Origin of the sequence: Cobetia sp. Ld8 (assembly GCF_045066615.1) — a bacterium.
In the GTDB taxonomy this organism is placed as follows: Bacteria; Pseudomonadota; Gammaproteobacteria; order Pseudomonadales; family Halomonadaceae; genus Cobetia; species Cobetia amphilecti.
The window spans coordinates 622855-638410 of the sequence record NZ_JBISHF010000008.1 but is presented as its reverse complement, the minus strand read 5'-3'; the positions used below and the strand labels follow the sequence as shown (position 1 = coordinate 638410).

Annotated in this window: 17 protein-coding genes; 13 read left to right on the top strand and 4 right to left on the bottom strand. The window is 63.8% G+C overall.

Going from position 1 to position 15556, the window contains the following annotated elements; translation table 11 throughout:
• Positions 1-48: 48 nt before the first annotated feature.
• Complete coding sequence (locus tag ACJJV2_RS13690; RefSeq protein ID WP_405281694.1) at positions 49-1116, bottom strand: KpsF/GutQ family sugar-phosphate isomerase; 1068 nt, start codon at positions 1114-1116, stop codon at positions 49-51.
• A 99-nt stretch (positions 1117-1215) separates the two neighbouring features.
• A complete protein-coding gene (locus tag ACJJV2_RS13685) occupies positions 1216-2160 on the bottom strand; it encodes a calcium/sodium antiporter (RefSeq protein WP_043332549.1) in 945 nt (314 codons plus the stop codon).
• Between the two features lie 315 nt (positions 2161-2475).
• Between ACJJV2_RS13685 and ACJJV2_RS13680 the strand changes: the two genes are divergently transcribed.
• The 9 genes from ACJJV2_RS13680 (at position 2476) to hisD (ending at position 9849) form a co-directional block, all read left to right on the top strand.
• Positions 2476-3396, top strand: a complete 921-nt coding sequence (locus ACJJV2_RS13680) for an ABC transporter ATP-binding protein (RefSeq protein WP_082388135.1) — start codon at positions 2476-2478, stop codon at positions 3394-3396.
• Entirely contained in the window at positions 3393-4193 is an 801-nt protein-coding gene (gene mlaE / locus ACJJV2_RS13675; protein WP_043332547.1) for a lipid asymmetry maintenance ABC transporter permease subunit MlaE, read from the top strand. Before ACJJV2_RS13680 ends, mlaE begins: the two co-directional genes overlap by 4 nt.
• Complete coding sequence (gene mlaD, locus ACJJV2_RS13670) at positions 4193-4657, top strand: outer membrane lipid asymmetry maintenance protein MlaD (protein WP_043332545.1); 465 nt, start codon at positions 4193-4195, stop codon at positions 4655-4657. Before mlaE ends, mlaD begins: the two co-directional genes overlap by 1 nt.
• A 139-nt stretch (positions 4658-4796) precedes the next feature.
• Positions 4797-5459 (top strand): phospholipid-binding protein MlaC, encoded by a 663-nt coding sequence (locus ACJJV2_RS13665; RefSeq protein ID WP_043332543.1) that lies wholly within the window; start codon positions 4797-4799, stop codon positions 5457-5459.
• 14 nt (positions 5460-5473) lie between these two features.
• Positions 5474-5845, top strand: a complete 372-nt coding sequence (locus tag ACJJV2_RS13660; RefSeq protein ID WP_054555102.1) for a lipid asymmetry maintenance protein MlaB — start codon at positions 5474-5476, stop codon at positions 5843-5845.
• Between the two features lie 223 nt (positions 5846-6068).
• Entirely contained in the window at positions 6069-6323 is a 255-nt protein-coding gene (locus ACJJV2_RS13655; RefSeq protein WP_043332541.1) for a BolA family protein, read from the top strand.
• Between the two features lie 12 nt (positions 6324-6335).
• Positions 6336-7601, top strand: a complete 1266-nt coding sequence (gene murA / locus ACJJV2_RS13650) for a UDP-N-acetylglucosamine 1-carboxyvinyltransferase (RefSeq protein WP_405281689.1) — start codon at positions 6336-6338, stop codon at positions 7599-7601.
• Between the two features lie 83 nt (positions 7602-7684).
• Entirely contained in the window at positions 7685-8329 is a 645-nt protein-coding gene (hisG, locus tag ACJJV2_RS13645; RefSeq protein WP_043332537.1) for an ATP phosphoribosyltransferase, read from the top strand.
• Positions 8330-8544: 215 nt separating this feature from the next.
• Positions 8545-9849, top strand: coding sequence for a histidinol dehydrogenase (hisD, locus tag ACJJV2_RS13640; RefSeq protein ID WP_107335420.1), 1305 nt, complete (start codon positions 8545-8547; stop codon positions 9847-9849).
• 134 nt (positions 9850-9983) lie between these two features.
• Here the strand turns inward: hisD and ACJJV2_RS13635 are convergent, their stop codons facing one another.
• On the bottom strand, positions 9984-11300 hold the full coding sequence (locus ACJJV2_RS13635; protein ID WP_405281684.1) for a S1C family serine protease: 1317 nt from the start codon (positions 11298-11300) through the stop codon (positions 9984-9986).
• Positions 11301-11486: 186 nt separating this feature from the next.
• Here ACJJV2_RS13635 and ACJJV2_RS13630 point away from each other — a divergent pair, with 186 nt between their 5' ends.
• A complete protein-coding gene (locus ACJJV2_RS13630) occupies positions 11487-12254 on the top strand; it encodes a Nif3-like dinuclear metal center hexameric protein (RefSeq protein WP_405281681.1) in 768 nt (255 codons plus the stop codon).
• A 100-nt stretch (positions 12255-12354) separates the two neighbouring features.
• On the opposite strand, the gene ACJJV2_RS13625 is transcribed toward ACJJV2_RS13630, so the two are convergent.
• On the bottom strand, positions 12355-12807 hold the full coding sequence (locus tag ACJJV2_RS13625) for a YhcB family protein (RefSeq protein ID WP_405281678.1): 453 nt from the start codon (positions 12805-12807) through the stop codon (positions 12355-12357).
• A gap of 483 nt (positions 12808-13290) precedes the next feature.
• On the opposite strand from ACJJV2_RS13625, the gene zapE reads away from it, so the two are divergent.
• The 3 genes from zapE (at position 13291) to rpsI (ending at position 15531) form a co-directional block, all read left to right on the top strand.
• Positions 13291-14448, top strand: coding sequence for a cell division protein ZapE (gene zapE, locus ACJJV2_RS13620; RefSeq protein ID WP_043332526.1), 1158 nt, complete (start codon positions 13291-13293; stop codon positions 14446-14448).
• 251 nt (positions 14449-14699) lie between these two features.
• Positions 14700-15128 carry a 50S ribosomal protein L13 gene (rplM, locus tag ACJJV2_RS13615; RefSeq protein WP_043332524.1) on the top strand — a complete coding sequence of 143 codons (429 nt, stop codon included), beginning with the start codon at positions 14700-14702 and terminating at the stop codon, positions 15126-15128.
• Between the two features lie 13 nt (positions 15129-15141).
• The gene (gene rpsI / locus ACJJV2_RS13610; RefSeq protein ID WP_043332522.1) at positions 15142-15531 is read left to right on the top strand and encodes a 30S ribosomal protein S9; all 390 of its coding nucleotides are present in this window, start codon (positions 15142-15144) and stop codon (positions 15529-15531) included.
• Positions 15532-15556: the final 25 nt, after the last annotated feature.

The following is a 15556-nucleotide window of genomic DNA, read 5'->3' as shown; positions in this document are numbered from 1 at the left end:
GCCGGGACGATCTGCCGTCGAACAGAGACAGCGAACGCCCGCGGGAGTTCAGATCACGCCGCTGGCCAGCAGGCCGTGCATATGGATGGCTCCGATGGGGTGCTCATCCTCGTCACAGACTACCAGAACGCTGATGCGGTTTTCTTCCATGATGCGCACCGCTTCGGCGGCCAGCATGCTGGCGCGCACGGTCTTGCCGCCGCGGGTCATGACATCATCGACCTTCAGCGCGCGCAGATCGCCGTGTTGGTCGAGGGTGCGGCGCAGGTCACCATCGGTATAGACGCCGACCAGGTGGTCGTCATCATCGATCACGCAGGTGAAGCCCATGCCCTGACGCGTGATCTCGAGCAGCGCATCGCGCAGCGGGCTGCCGAGCGCCACGCGCGGCAGGGCATCGCCGTGGTGCATCACGTCCTGGACACGCAGGAGCAGGCGTCGGCCCAGGCTGCCGCCCGGGTGGGAAAGCGCGAATTCCTCGGCAGTGAAGCCACGGGCCTCCAGCAGCGCCACCGCCAGGGCGTCGCCCATCACCAGCGCGGCGGTGGTCGAGGCGGTGGGTGCCAGATTCAGCGGGCAGGCTTCCTGGGCGACGCTGGTGTCCAGATGTGCCTCGGCGTCACGCGCCAGGGTCGAGCCGGGCTTGCCGGTCATCGAGACCAGCGGGGTGCCCATGCGCTTCAAGAGCGGCAGCAGCGCCGTGACTTCGGCGGTCTCTCCGGAATTGGACAGCGCCAGCACCACATCGGCCGGCGTGATCATGCCCAGGTCGCCATGGCTGGCTTCACCGGGGTGGACGAAGAAGGCCGGCGTGCCGGTGCTGGCCAGGGTGGCGGCGATCTTGCTGGCGACATGGCCGGATTTGCCCATGCCGGTGACGATGACGCGGCCCTTGGTGGCCAGCATCAGCTGACAGGCGCGGTCGAAGTCGTCATCGAGATGGCTTTCGAGCGCGGCGATGGCCGCTTCCTCAATGGCGAAGGTGCGGCGGGCGCTGGCGCGAAAATCCGCCTGGCTGGCCGGAGTCTCATCGGCGGCGGACTGGCTGGCGGCGGACTGACTTGAAGCAGAAGTGCCAGGCGCGGTGGCGTGCGGGGTGCTGGAAGGCTCGGTCATGATCGAATTGTTGCCTGTGGTTGGCCAGGGCTCAAACCGCGCGGAAAGGGCGTGTCATCCCGCGCGGCGGCGTGGCAAACGATGATGAAGACGCTGCCGTCAGCGAGTCAGGCTGATGGCAAGCCAGGCCGTGTAGGCCAGATAGCAGGCGAGCAGGATAACACCTGGGCCGCGGCCGATGCGCCCACGGCGCTGCCAGATGAGCAGCGCGGCCAGCAGCAGCGTCAGCCCCAGCATCACCGGATAGTCACGGCTGATGGCGCTGCCATCCACCGGGCCCGGCGCCAGCAGGCCCGGCACGGGCAGCACGGCGAGGATGTTGAACAGGTTGGAACCGATGACGTTGCCGATGGCGATGTCGTGATGGCGCTTGAGAGCGCTGGCCACGCTGGCGGCCAGTTCCGGCAGGCTGGTGCCGATGGCGATCACGGTCAGGCCGATGATCAATTCCGGCACGCCGAGTGCCTGGGCGATGTCGGTCGCCCCCCACACCAGCGCACGCGAGCTGGCGATCAGCACCGCCAGCCCGACCAGCAGCCAGAAGATGGCGCGTCCGGTGCTCATCTCGGGCACGTCATCCTGGCTTTCCGCCTCGCTCGGCGAATCGACCTTGAACAGCCACACCAGCGTGAAGACCAGCAGGGCCAGCAACAGGATGCCATCGAGACGCTCGAGCCCGCTGTTGGACAGCGCATAACCGCCCAGCGCCGTGGCCGCCAGCAGCAGCGGAAGCTCGCGGCGCACCAGCCCGAAATGCACCGGAATCGGGGCGATCAACGCCGTGACGCCGAGCACCAGGCCGATATTGGCGATGTTGGAGCCCAGCGCATTGCCGGTCGCGATATCCGGAGTGCCATCAAGAGAGGCCATGATGGAGACGACGATCTCGGGGGCAGAGGTGCCGACGGAGACGATGGTCATCCCGATCAGCAGCTTGCTCATCCCGGCGCGCCACGCAGTGGCCGCGGCTCCTTCGACGAAGCGATCAGCACTCCAGACAAGACCAATCAGGCCGATGACGACTGCAAGGATGGGATATAGCATCAGAACTCTCGGGGCAGGGGGCAGGGCGGTGGCGTATCGCCGGGAACCGCGCCATTAAACGCATCCCCCCAATCCTTTGCAAGACAGTGGCCATGTTCCCATTGTCGAGCGTGCTGCCGAGCGCATTGTTGTGCGCATCACCACCCGCGGCACGGCTCTGTTGCCTTGATGAGACTGGCGGCACAGGGGTGGGTTCGGATACGATGTTCGCTAACTAACTTGATCCTTGGATCCCATGACTCGGACATTCGACCTGTTCGCGAGCCGACTGCGTGTGGCTCGTCACGGCGAAGGTCCCTCACAGCGGATGCTTCTATGACTGATTTGCCCGGTCAGACCGCAACCCGGACGGGTGCGGACGGCCAGGATGCGCAGGCTTCTTCACGCGGCGCGGCAGGCGAGATCAATCTCGATGACGCCCTGATTCGTGTCGAAGGCCTGCGGTTCACCCGTGGAGAACGCGAGATATTCTCCGGCATCGACCTCAAGATCCCGCGCGGCAAGATAACCGCCATCATGGGGCCTTCCGGTACCGGCAAGACGACACTGCTCAAGTTGATCGGCGGCCAGTTGACGCCCTCGGCGGGGCGCGTCGAGATCGCCGGCTTGCACGTGCATGGCCTGTCGCGGCGCGAGCTGTTTCGCATGCGCCGTCGCATGGGCATGCTGTTTCAGAGCGGTGCCCTGTTCTCTGACCTGAGCGTGTTCGAGAACGTCGCCTTCCCGCTGCGCGTCCATACTGATCTCCCTGATGCGATGATTCGTGACATCGTGCTGATCAAGCTCGAGTCCGTCGGGCTGCGCGGCGCGCGTGAATTGATGCCGGCCGAACTCTCCGGCGGCATGACGCGGCGTGTGGCGCTGGCGCGAGCCATCGCGCTGGACCCGGACCTCATCATGTACGACGAGCCCTTTGCCGGGCAGGACCCCATCTCGATGGGCGTGCTGGTCAATCTGATCCGGCGCCTCAATGATGCGCTGGGCATGACGGCGCTGGTGGTCTCGCACGACATCAAGGAAACGCTGACCATCGCTGATTACGTCTATGTGATCGCCGATGGCAAGGTGATGGCACAGGGCACCCCCGAGGCGCTGAACGCCGAGTCGGACCCGCGCGTGGCCCAGTTCATCCACGGCAAGCCGGATGGCCCGGTGCCCTTCCATTACCCCGCCCCGGACTTCGCCGGCGACATTCTCGATGGTCGCGAATCGGCAACCCGCAGGAGAGAGTCATGAGTGGTCTGAATCGTGGCCCGCTCGGGGCCATCACGTCACTGGGCCGCAGCAGCATCGACGTGATCGCGGCCATCGGGCGTGCCGGCATGCTGCTGGTGCAGGCCGGTATCGGCATTCCGTCCCGTGAGGGCATCGGCCTGTGGGTACGGCAGATGCACTTCGTCGGTGTGCTGTCGCTGGCCATCGTGCTGGTCTCGGGGCTGTTCATCGGCATGGTGCTGGCGCTGCAGGGCTACACCATTCTGGTCGGTTTCGGCGCCGAGGAGGCGCTGGGGCAGATGGTGTCGCTGTCACTGCTGCGCGAGCTGGCGCCAGTGGTCGCGGCCTTGCTGTTTGCCGGGCGTGCGGGGTCGGCGCTGACGGCGGAGATCGGCCTGATGAAGGCCACCGAGCAGTTGACCAGCATGGAGATGATCGGTGTCGATCCGCTCAAGCGCATCGTCGCGCCGCGCCTGTGGGCCGGGTTCGTCTCGCTGCCGCTGCTGACCATCGGCTTCAGTGTCGTCGGCATCTGGGGCGGCAAGCTGGTGGGGGTCGACTGGCTGGGCATCTACGAGGGCGCCTACTGGAGCAGCATGCAGTCGAACGTCGATTTCATCGGTGATGTCATGAACGGCGTCATCAAGTCACTGGTCTTCGGGCTGGTGGTCAGCTGGATCGCCGTCTTCCAGGGCTATGACCTGATCCCGACCTCGGAAGGCATTTCGCGCGCCACCACACGTACCGTGGTTTATTCATCTTTGGCGGTGCTGGGACTCGACTTTGTCCTCACGGCCGTCATGTTCGGAGAGATTTGATGAAACGTACCCGCATGCTCGAGTTCGGCGTGGGCCTGTTCATACTCGCTGGTTTCCTGGGAATGGTCTTCCTGGGACTGCGTGTCAGCGGCGTCACTTTCCAGCAGGCCGATGACACCTTCGTGCTCAATGCCAACTTCTCAGGGATCGGAAGCCTCAAGGCGCGGTCAAAGGTCACGATGGCAGGTGTTGCCGTCGGCAGCGTCGAGAAGATCGAGCTGGACCCGAAGTGGTTTGACGCCCGTGTCACGATGAAGCTGGACAGCAGCCTGCGTGGCAAGCTGAGCAAGGACACCACCGCCGCCATCCTGACGTCCGGCCTGCTGGGCGAGCAGTACATCGGCCTGAGCACCGGGGGAGACCCGGACGTGCTGGAGGACGGCGATACCATTCGCGATACCCAGTCTGCACTGGTGCTGGAAGAGTTGATCCAGCAGTTCGTGTCCAATTTTTCGAAGAGCTGACTCTCGAAGTGTTGATTCTCGATGCGCTGTTCATCGAAGTGCAGGCACCCGGCGCACGCGTGTGATGCACCGACAGACCTGACTCGGTGCCTGCGGTTTCACGTTCGAGCACGATGTACATTTTCAAGGAGCAACCCCGATGACCTCTAGCCTCAAGAAGCTGATTCGTCCGTTGAGCGTGCTGAGCCTGTCCGCCCTGATGGCGCTGAGCCCGCTGGCCATGGCCGCCCCGCAGGAGCCGGACGTGCTGCTGCGCGACACGGTCGAGGGCCTGACCACCAAGATCGATAGCCGCGAGAGCTACTACAAGGACAACGTCGACGAGCTGGAAACCCTGGTGGATTCCGCGCTGAAGCCGGTGGTGGATTATCGCTACATCGCCGCCAGCGTGATGGGCAAGTACTTCAAGGGCGCCTCTCCTGAGCAGCGCACCGAATTCTCCAAGGTCTTCCATGACACCCTGATCGGTACCTACGCCAAGGGTCTGGTGAGCTTCGATTATGCCAGGCTGGACGTGAAGGACAGCGAAGGCGAGCGTCGCTATGAAGACCAGGACACCGTCTACATGGACGTGGTCGATACCAAGGGCAAGGTCTACCCGGTGGCCTATTCCATGCGTCTGCGCAACGACGAGTGGAAGGTGGTCAACGTGATCGTCAATGGCGTCAACCTGGGCCTGACCTTCCGCAACCAGTTCGATCAGGCCATGCGTGACAACGGCCGCGATATCGATGCCGTCATCAAGGGCTGGCAGCCGGATGTCGATCTCGAGAAGGGTGAGGGGGATCAGGGCAACAGCTGAGCCCTGTCGTCGCCATGACCATGAAAACTCTCTTCGATCGCGAGGGCGTCACGCTGGAAGCCGGTGACGCACGGCTGAGCCTGAGTGGCCAGCCGGATTTCGACAATGCCGCAGAGCTGGCGGATTCCGGCAGGAAATGGCTGGGGCGCCGCGAGGATGGGGTTTCCATCGATCTGTGCGGCGTGGATAGCGCCAGTACCGCCACCCTGAGCGTACTGCTCGAGTGGCAGCGCCATCTGGCGGAGCATGGTGGGCATGTCGCTCACCTCGCGCTGTCTCCCGCATTGAGCCGACTGGCGGCAGTCTCCGGACTGGAAAACCTGCTGCCGGGGCTGAATGTCGCCGAGATCAGCGCAGAGCCCCCGCTGTCACTCGAGACGTCCTGAGTCAGCGGCGGCCTGGCCGTCTGTCAGGCCGCACCGCTCTGCTGGAGGCTCGAGGCTTGTCCGTATCGCCATTCATGCGCGCGGCAACGTGGAGGCAGCGATTGACTGCCAATCGCGTTCCCGCGCGCTTTTGATTACCATGTGCGGTCATATCGCATCGATCGTCGCGCAAGGATTCCCTGCCACGATCCCGACATGTACCGCGAAGGAGTCACCGCCCGTCATGCAACCGAATGATGTCAAGGCCCTGCTCGAGGCTCGTATCGAGAACGTCGATTTTCATATCCAGGGTGAGGGCTGCAATTTCCAGGTCGTCGCCGTGGGGGATGTCTTTGCCGAGCTGAGCCGCGTCAAGGCCCAGCAGCTGGTCTACTCCGCACTCAATGACGAGATCCGCTCTGGCGCGCTGCATGCCATCAGCATTCGTACCTATACCCCGGCGCAGTTCGAAGCTGCCGCCGGCAACGCTCAGGGTTGACCGGAACATTTCATGGATAAGCTGATCATCACTGGCAACGGGCCGGTCAACGGGGAAGTCTGGGCCAGCGGCGCCAAGAATTCGGCACTGCCCATTCTGGCAGCCACGCTGCTGTCGGAAGGTCCCGTGACCATCAGCAACCTGCCGCATCTGCAGGACATCACGACCAGCCTCGAGCTGCTCGGGCGCATGGGCGTCGAGCCGGTGATGGGCGACAACATGACCGTGCAGCTGGATGGCTCCAAGGTCGAGCATTGTCACGCGCCCTATGAGCTGGTCAAGAAGATGCGTGCCTCGATTCTGGTGCTTGGCCCGCTGCTGGCGCACTTCGGCAGTGCCGAGGTCTCGCTGCCGGGTGGCTGCGCCATCGGCTCGCGTCCGGTGGATCTGCACATCCGTGGCCTGGAGGCGATGGGGGCCGAGATCACGGTCGAGAATGGCTATATCCGCGCCAAGGCGCCGGGTGGCCGCCTGAAGGGCGCGCGCATCGTCTTTGACGTCGTGACCGTCACCGGCACCGAGAACCTGCTGATGGCCGCGACCCTGGCCGATGGCCGCACCGTGCTGGAAAACGCTGCGCGTGAGCCGGAAGTCGTCGATCTGGCCGAGTGCCTGATCGCGATGGGCGCGAAGATTACAGGCCAGGGCTCCGACACCATCGTCATCGACGGTGTCGAGAAGCTGCACGGCTGTGAATACTCCGTCATGCCGGACCGCATCGAGACCGGTACCTTCCTGGTCGCGGCGGCTGCCTCGCGCGGCAAGGTGCGTGTCACGCGTACGCGCGCCGACACCCTGGACGCCGTACTGGCCAAGCTGGAAGAAGCCGGTGCCACCATCACCACCGGTGATGACTGGATCGAGCTTGACATGCACGGCAAGCGCCCGAAGGCAGTCAATATCCGCACGGCGCCGTACCCGGCATTCCCCACCGACATGCAGGCCCAGTTCGTGGCGATGAATGCGGTCGCGGAAGGCACCAGCACCGTGATCGAGACCATCTTCGAGAACCGCTTCATGCACGTGCAGGAGCTCAACCGCATGGGCGCCCACATCGCGCTCGAGGGCAACACCGCAGTCGTGACCGGCACCGAGCGCCTGTCCGGCGCGCCGGTGATGGCGACGGACCTGCGCGCCTCTGCCTCGCTGGTGATCGCGGCGATCGTCGCCGACGGCGAGACCATGGTCGACCGCATCTATCACATCGACCGCGGTTACGAGTGCATCGAAGAGAAGCTGTCCGGGCTGAACGTGATCATCCGTCGCTCCGCCGGCTGATCAGTGCCCCACCTCGCGCTGTCGGCCTTGATTGACCGGCAGCGCGTGCCGAATTCCTACGTACAAGCACGGGCGAATACCCCATGAGCAAGCAACTGGTCGTCGCCCTCTCCAAGGGGCGTATCCTCAAGGAAACCCTGCCGCTGCTGGCTGACGCTGGCATCGAGCCGCTGGAAGATCTCGACAAGAGCCGCAAGCTGCTCTTCGATACCAATCTGCCGGACGTCAAGCTGGTCATCATCCGTGCCACCGACGTGCCGACCTACGTGCAGCTGGGTGCCGCCGATCTCGGTATCGCCGGCAAGGACGTGCTGCTCGAGCATGGTGCCGAAGGCCTGTACGAGCCGCTGGATCTTGAAATCGCCAAGTGCCGCCTGATGACTGCCGGTGTCGTCGGTCAGCAGCAGCAGGGCGCTCGCCGCCGTGTCGCGACCAAGTTCGTCGATGTCGCGCGTCGCTATTACGCCGAGCAGGGCATCCAGGCCGAAGTCATCAAGCTCTACGGCGCGATGGAACTGGCCCCGCTGATGAATCTGGCCGACGAGATCGTCGATATCGTCGACACCGGCAACACCCTGCGTGCCAACGGTATGGAACCGCGTGAGCTGATCACCGACATCAGCACGCGTCTGGTGGTCAACAAGGCCGCCATGACCATGAAGCATGATCGCCTCAAGCCGCTGATCGATCGCCTGCGTCAGGCCGTGGAAGCCCGCCGCGAGGCGTGATGGCCGCGTGCTGTTGGCATCGACCCGATGGATACCCAAGGTCGGATAGATGACCGTGGCAGAAGATGACTCTCGAAACGCCAGCTGCCGCCCCTGCTCGTCACGATGCTTATCAAGATGTTCATCACGATGCTTATCAAGATGATGCGGGCAGGCGCTGGACAGTGCCCGTCCGGTTCAGCCTTCTCTGCCAAGCAATGAGAAAAGAGGTTCGCATGGATACCTTGATCAACCGGCTTGATAGCCGTGATACCGATTTTACTGCCCGCCTGGACCGCTTGCTGTCATGGGAGGGCGTGTCCGATGCCGAGGTTCAGCATCGTGTCACCGACATCCTCGCGCGCGTCAAGCAGGAAGGCGATGCGGCGCTGGTGGAGTTCTCCAACCGCTTCGACCGCCTGAATGTCTCGAGCATGGCCGAGCTGGTCATCGGTGCCGAGCGTCTGGCCCAGGCCTATGCCGACCTGCCGGCGGATCAGCGCGAGGCGCTGGCCGTGGCTGCCGAGCGTGTGCGTGTCTATCACGAGCATCAGAAGCCGGAAAGCTGGTCCTTCAAGGACGAGCACGGCAGCCTGCTGGGTCAGAAGGTCACGCCGCTGGACCGCGCCGGGATCTACGTGCCGGGCGGCAAGGCGGCCTATCCGTCTTCCGTGCTGATGAACGCGATTCCGGCGCATGTCGCGGGCGTGCGCGAGATCATCATGGTCGTGCCGACGCCGGACGGCGTGGTCAATGAGCTGGTGCTGGCCGCGGCGCACCTGGCGGGCATCGATCGTGTCTTCACCATCGGCGGCGCCCAGGCCGTGGCGGCACTGGCCTATGGCACCGAGACCGTGCCGCGCGTTGACAAGATCGTCGGCCCCGGCAACATCTACGTGGCGACTGCCAAGCGTGCGGTGTTCGGTCAGGTCGGTATCGACATGATCGCCGGGCCGTCCGAGATTCTGGTGGTCAGCGATGGCGTGACCGACCCGGACTGGCTGGCGATGGACCTGTTCTCCCAGGCTGAGCACGACGAAGATGCCCAGGCGATCCTGATCGGGTGGGATGACGAGCATCTGGCCGCCGTCGAGGCCTCCATCGAGCGCCTGGCGCCGACCATGGAGCGTGCCGAGATCATCCTGACCTCGCTGCGTGAGCGCGGTGCCCTGATTCGCGTCAGCGGACCGGAGCAGGCACTGGAGCTGACCAACCGCATCGCGCCGGAGCACCTGGAGCTCTCGGTGGCGAATCCCGAGGAGTGGGTCGAGGGCGTGCGTCACGCCGGCGCCATCTTCATGGGCTCGCACACCTCCGAGGCGCTGGGCGATTACTGCGCCGGGCCGAATCACGTGCTGCCGACCTCCGGCACCGCGCGCTTCTCCTCGCCGCTGGGCGTCTATGACTTCCAGAAGCGCTCCTCACTGATTCAGTGCTCGCCAGAGGGCGCGTCAGTGCTTGGGCGTACTGCCTCGGTACTGGCGCGTGGCGAGTCACTGACGGCGCATGCGCGCAGTGCCGAGAATCGTATTCTCGACTGAGGCTGAGCCTGAAACTGAGACTGAGGCTGAGCCTTGTCTGGTCAGTAAAAAAGCCCCGCGACGGTCTCCGTCGCGGGGCTTCTTGTCATCATGGGGCGGGTGTTCTGCCCAAGGCGCTGCGCCGATGCTCCGCTTCAGCCCTTGTCCTGCAGGGACGGCTCGACGGCCGCCGGTGTGTTGTCGGGAATCGGGCGCTCGCCGACCTTGACGTCGATGTCCAGCGTTTTGCCGTCACGCAGCAGGCGCAACTCCAGCGCATTGCCGGGTTTGACGGCGGCGATGTCGGCCATCGCCAGGCGAGCATCCAGCAGGCGCTTGCCGCCGATGGCAGTCAGGATATCGCCCGGACGCAGGCCGGCACGCGCGGCAGGGCCGTCACGCAGCACGGCGGCCACCACCACGCCTTGCGGGGCGCTCAGGCCGAAGGAGTGCGCCAGCGACGGCGTCAGCTCCTGCACTTCCAGTCCCAGCCAGCCACGAATCACGCGCCCGTGGTCGACCAGTGATTCGAGAATGTCGCGCGCCAGGTTGGCGGGGATGGCGAAGCCGATGCCCTGCGAGCCGCCGGAGCGCGAATAGATGGCGGTATTGATGCCGACCAGTGAGCCGTCGGTGTTGATCAGCGCGCCGCCGGAGTTGCCGGGGTTGATCGCGGCATCGGTCTGGATGAAGTCTTCATAGGCGTTGAGGCCAAGATGATTGCGTCCGGTGGCCGAGATGATGCCCATGGTGACCGTCTGGCCGACCCCGAAGGGGTTGCCGATCGCCAGCGAGACATCGCCGACGTGGACCTGGGTGGAATCGGCGATCGCCACGGTGGGCAGGTTGTCGAGGTCGATCTTGAGCGCCGCAAGGTCAGATTCCGGGTCCACACCCACGACCTTGGCGAATGTCTCGCGGCCATCGCGCAAGGCGACCTGAATCTGGTCGGCGCCCTGGATGACGTGGTTGTTGGTCAGGATATAGCCGTCACTGGAGAGAATGACGCCGGAGCCCAGGCTCGACAGCATGCGCTGGCTGCGCAGGGCGTCTTCCCCGTAGAACTGATTGAAGAAGGGGTCGGACATCAGCGGATGCTTGCTGTCGTCCTTGATCTCGCGCGAGGAGTAGATGTTGACCACCGCCGGTGCGGCGGCGTCCACCGCGGCCTGATAGCTGGCCGGGCCGCTGTTGCGCTGCAGCGGCGGTGCTTCACGCAGTACCGGGTCTGCCGATTCCTCGCGCTGAGCCGCTGACAGTGTCAGGCTCGGAGGCGGCAGCACCTGCTGATTGGCGGCAGGGTTCTGTGACGGGCTCGGGTAGGGGGTGTTGCCTGCCTGCTCGTTCTGCTGCGGGGCGGGCTCGCCCAGGCCCAGCGTCGGAAAGCGATCCAGCACGACGACGGCCAGCAGGACGCCGGTGACGACGGGCCACAGTAGCGGGAGCAGTGTGCTGCGAAGAGAACGGGGCATCGGATTACCTGATAAAAAGTCCGCGCACCGACGCGATGCTGCGGACATGAAGATGAATAGCCTGAAGATCCACGTGCCACGCGAAGGGATGGCCCCGGTCAAGGCGCGACACGCTTACATGGCGCCGATGCGCCGTTACAATGCTCGCCAGTGTAACACTCGATGACTCTGACTGCTGGAGGCCCAATGGCTGATCGTGACACGCTGATGAAGGCGCTGGATGGCTGTCTGGAGGCGCAGGCCTTCAAGGACTATACCGTCAATGGCTTGCAGGTGGAGGGGCGCCGTGAGGTGCGCCGCGTGATGACCGGCGTGACGGCCAGTCAGGCGCTGCTTGATGAGGCGCTCGTCTGGCAGGCGGACCTGGTGCTGGTGCATCACGGCTACTTCTGGAAGAACGAGCCGGCCCAGATCACCGGCATGAAACGTCGGCGCCTCAAGACCTTGCTGGCCAATGACATCAATCTGGCGGCCTATCACCTGCCGTTGGATGCGCACCCGACACTTGGCAACAATGCTCAGCTGGCCGAGCGTCTGGGGCTGGTCAGTGAAGGCTGCCTGGATGGCGTGCCCGGGCGTGGCCTGGTGCATGTCGGGCGTCTGGCCCCTGAGGTGGAAGGGCTGGACAGCACCGCGCTGGGGGCCGAGTTCAGCCGGCGTCTCGGGCGTGAGGTGCTGGTCGTGGCCGGCCATGATCGCCCCATCAAGCGCATTGCCTGGTGCACCGGCGGCGCTCAGGACTATATCGGTCTGGCCATCGAGGCCGGTGTCGATGCCTTCCTCTCGGGCGAGATCTCCGAGCGCACCACCCATAGCGCCCGTGAAGAGGGAGTGACCTACTTCGCGGCGGGCCATCATGCAACCGAGCGTGACGGTGTGCGGGCTCTCGGCGAGTGGCTGGCCACCGAACATGGTGTGGAGCACCGCTTCGTGGATATCGACAACCCGGCGTGACATCTGATGCCGGAAACGACAACGGCCACCTCGAGAGGTGGCCGTTGTCGTTGTCGCTGTCGTTTTCAGATGCTGTGAGAGGTTCACGACAGCAGGGCGATCAGATACGCGGCGGGTTGGTGGCCGGTGTCTCGCCTTCACTCGGTTGTGGCTTGAGGCCGAAGTCCTCTGACAGGGTGCCACGGTTGTCGGCGTAATCACGCGGCAGGTCGACCTTGTCGGTCTCGCTGTCGTCCGGCGTGGTGTCAGTGTCCAGCAGGCGGCGCTTGAGCTGGCTGTCATCGCACAGCGCGGTGGCGCCAGTGGCCAGATGCTGGCGCAGCTCATTGCCGGCGCGCTGGATCTGGTCGGTCAGGTCGCCGGCCTTGGAGAAGTGGTCGTTGAGGGCATCGCGGAACTGGGTCAGCTCCAGCTCGCGCTCAGCCAGCTTCTGGCGGGTCTTCTGATTGCGGGCCACGTTGGCATTCAGCAGGTGGTAGCACAAGGCGCCGATACCGATGCCAGCCAGAAAACAGGCAATGGCCAGGATCCAGTCAATGTTGCTCTCGTTCACGTCGCTCTCCTTGTGTCACGACTGCGGTGATCGTCACCGCTGGGGCATGGTAGCGCTGAGATACGATGCCGGTATTCAATGATGTTCCATCACGCCGATCTCGGGATCGGTCTGGTGTCCAGCAGGTCAGCGCCGCTTGCCGCTGTCCTTCTTGCGTCAGTCTTGCGTGTCTCTTTCTTTGCTCTGTCTTTCGTGACTCGGTCTTTCGTGACCCGGTCTTTCGTGCCGCTTGCGTTTCAAAAGCGTCCACGCGCCATTATATCGGTGTGGTGCAGCGATGCGTCAATTCACGCGGCGCGCGACCTTGGTCGCCTGTCGGCGCAGCCGATTGCTGGCCGGTGAGTGGGTAAAGTGGCCATCAAGGCGTATAATGCCGCGCAATTTCGTCCTTGCCTGCCCGCCGTGTCGGGTCAGGCGTGATCTTGTTCCTTTCATGTCAGGCGTGCGCCAGAGCGTGGCGCCTGACCTGCAGCGGGTTTCTCAATGCCAGCACCGACGCCTCTCGAGAAGTACCAGGCAGACCTCAAGCGTGATGACTTTGCCTACGATGCCGCCCAGGAAGATGCGGTTCGCCATCTGCAGCGTCTCTACGACGACCTCGTGCGCACGCCGCGCCAGACGCCCGACAAGGTGTCCGACGCGACGGGTGGCGGCGGGCTGGGCTCCAAGGTGCGTCGTCTGTTCGGCAAGCCGTCACGCACGGCGCCTGTCGATGAAGCGCCCGAGATCATGGGCCTCTACTTCTGGGGCGGCGTGGGGCGCGGCAAGACCTATCTCGTCGATACCTTCTACGAGAGCCTGCCGTTTGCCGACAAGATGCGCACGCACTTCCACCGCTTCATGCAGCGTGTCCACAATGAACTCGGCCACTACAAGGGCGAGAAGAACCCGCTGACCCTGGTGGCGGCCAAGTTCGCCGTCGAGGCGCGCGTGATCTGCTTTGACGAATTCTTCGTCAAGGACATCACTGATGCGATGATTCTCGCCACCTTGTTCGAAGAGCTGTTCAAGCAGGGCGTGGTGCTGGTCGCGACCTCCAATATCGTGCCGGATGACCTCTACAAGGACGGCCTGCAGCGGGCGCGCTTCCTGCCGGCGATCGACCTGGTCAAGCGTCACTGCACGGTGGTCAACGTCGATTCCGGCATCGACTACCGCCTGCGCGCGCTGGAGCACGCCGAGCTCTTCCATAGCCCGCTGGGCGACGACAGTGCCGCGCGGCTGGCGCGGGAATTCCGCTCCATCGCCGGTGCCGAAGGCCATGCCGATGAAGGTCTGAGCATCAATCATCGCGTGCTGCACGCCCTGCGTCGCCATGAAGACGTGGTGTGGTTCCACTTCGATGAGCTGTGTGATGGCCCGCGTAGCCAGAATGACTACATTGAGCTGGCGCGTGAGTTCCACACCGTGCTGGTGTCCGAGGTGCCGCAGATGGGGCGCGACAGCGACGACCAGGTGCGTCGTTTCATCAACATGGTCGATGAGTTCTATGACCGTGGCGTCAAGCTGCTGATGAGCGCCGCGACGCCCGTCGAGGACCTCTATACCGGCGGTAATCTGGATTTCGAATTCCAGCGCACGCTGTCACGTCTGCAGGAAATGCAATCGCGTGAGTATCTCGCGCTACCGCACAAGCCGTGAGACCCGCGGCAAGGGCAAAATAGCCTTTGTGGTAGGCGGGCATGACATGTATAATGCGCGCTCGCTCGAACTGTTGACCGGTTCTCGAGCCATCCTGAGTCATTCACTCCTGATGGGCGAGGGCAGTCTGGGGATGAGAGGACAGTGACTGCGCAAGCAGCACGCCGCTCGCTGCCAGACGTCGGACAACCAAGAAAAATAGGGATTGGTCGCGCACACAAGTGCAAGACCCGACTATAGGTGATTCATCCATGAAGACGTTTACTGCTAAGCCGCAGTCCGTCCAGCGTGACTGGTTCGTCGTCGACGCAGCCGGCAAGACGCTGGGCCGTATGGCTACCGAAATTGCTCGTCGCCTGCGCGGCAAGCATAAAGCCGAGTACACTCCGCACGTTGATACTGGCGATTACATCGTCGTCATCAATGCCGAGAAAGTCGCTGTGACTGGTCGCAAGGCAGAAGCCAAGACCTACTACCGTCACACCGGTTACCCGGGCGGCCTGCGCTCCATGAACTTCAACCAGATGATCGAACACAAGCCTGAGCGCGTGATCGAACTGGCTGTCAAGGGCATGCTGCCGAAGGGCCCGCTGGGTCGTGCCATGCAGTCCAAGCTGAAAGTCTATGCTGGCTCCGAGCATCCGCACGCTGCGCAGCAGCCGCAAGAACTGAACATCTGAGGGAAGCATCGCCATGACACAGCAGCACTACGGTACCGGGCGCCGCAAGACTTCTACCGCGCGCGTCTTCCTGAAGCCGGGCACCGGCAAAATCACCGTCAACCAGCGTGACCTGAACGACTACTTCGGTCGTGTGACAGGCCGCATGGTTGTTCGTCAGCCGCTCGAGCTGACCGAAACTACCGAACAGTTCGACGTCTACGTCACTGTTGCTGGTGGTGGTGGTTCTGCTCAAGCCGGCGCTATCCGTCACGGCATCACTCGTGCCCTGATGGCTTACAACGAAGACTTCCGTCCGGCCCTCCGCGCCGCCGGGTACGTCACTCGTGACGCCCGTGAAGTCGAGCGTAAGAAAGTCGGCCTGCGCAAGGCCCGTCGTCGTCCGCAGTTCTCCAAGCGTTAAGAGAACTCGCGTCGACCACAAGAAC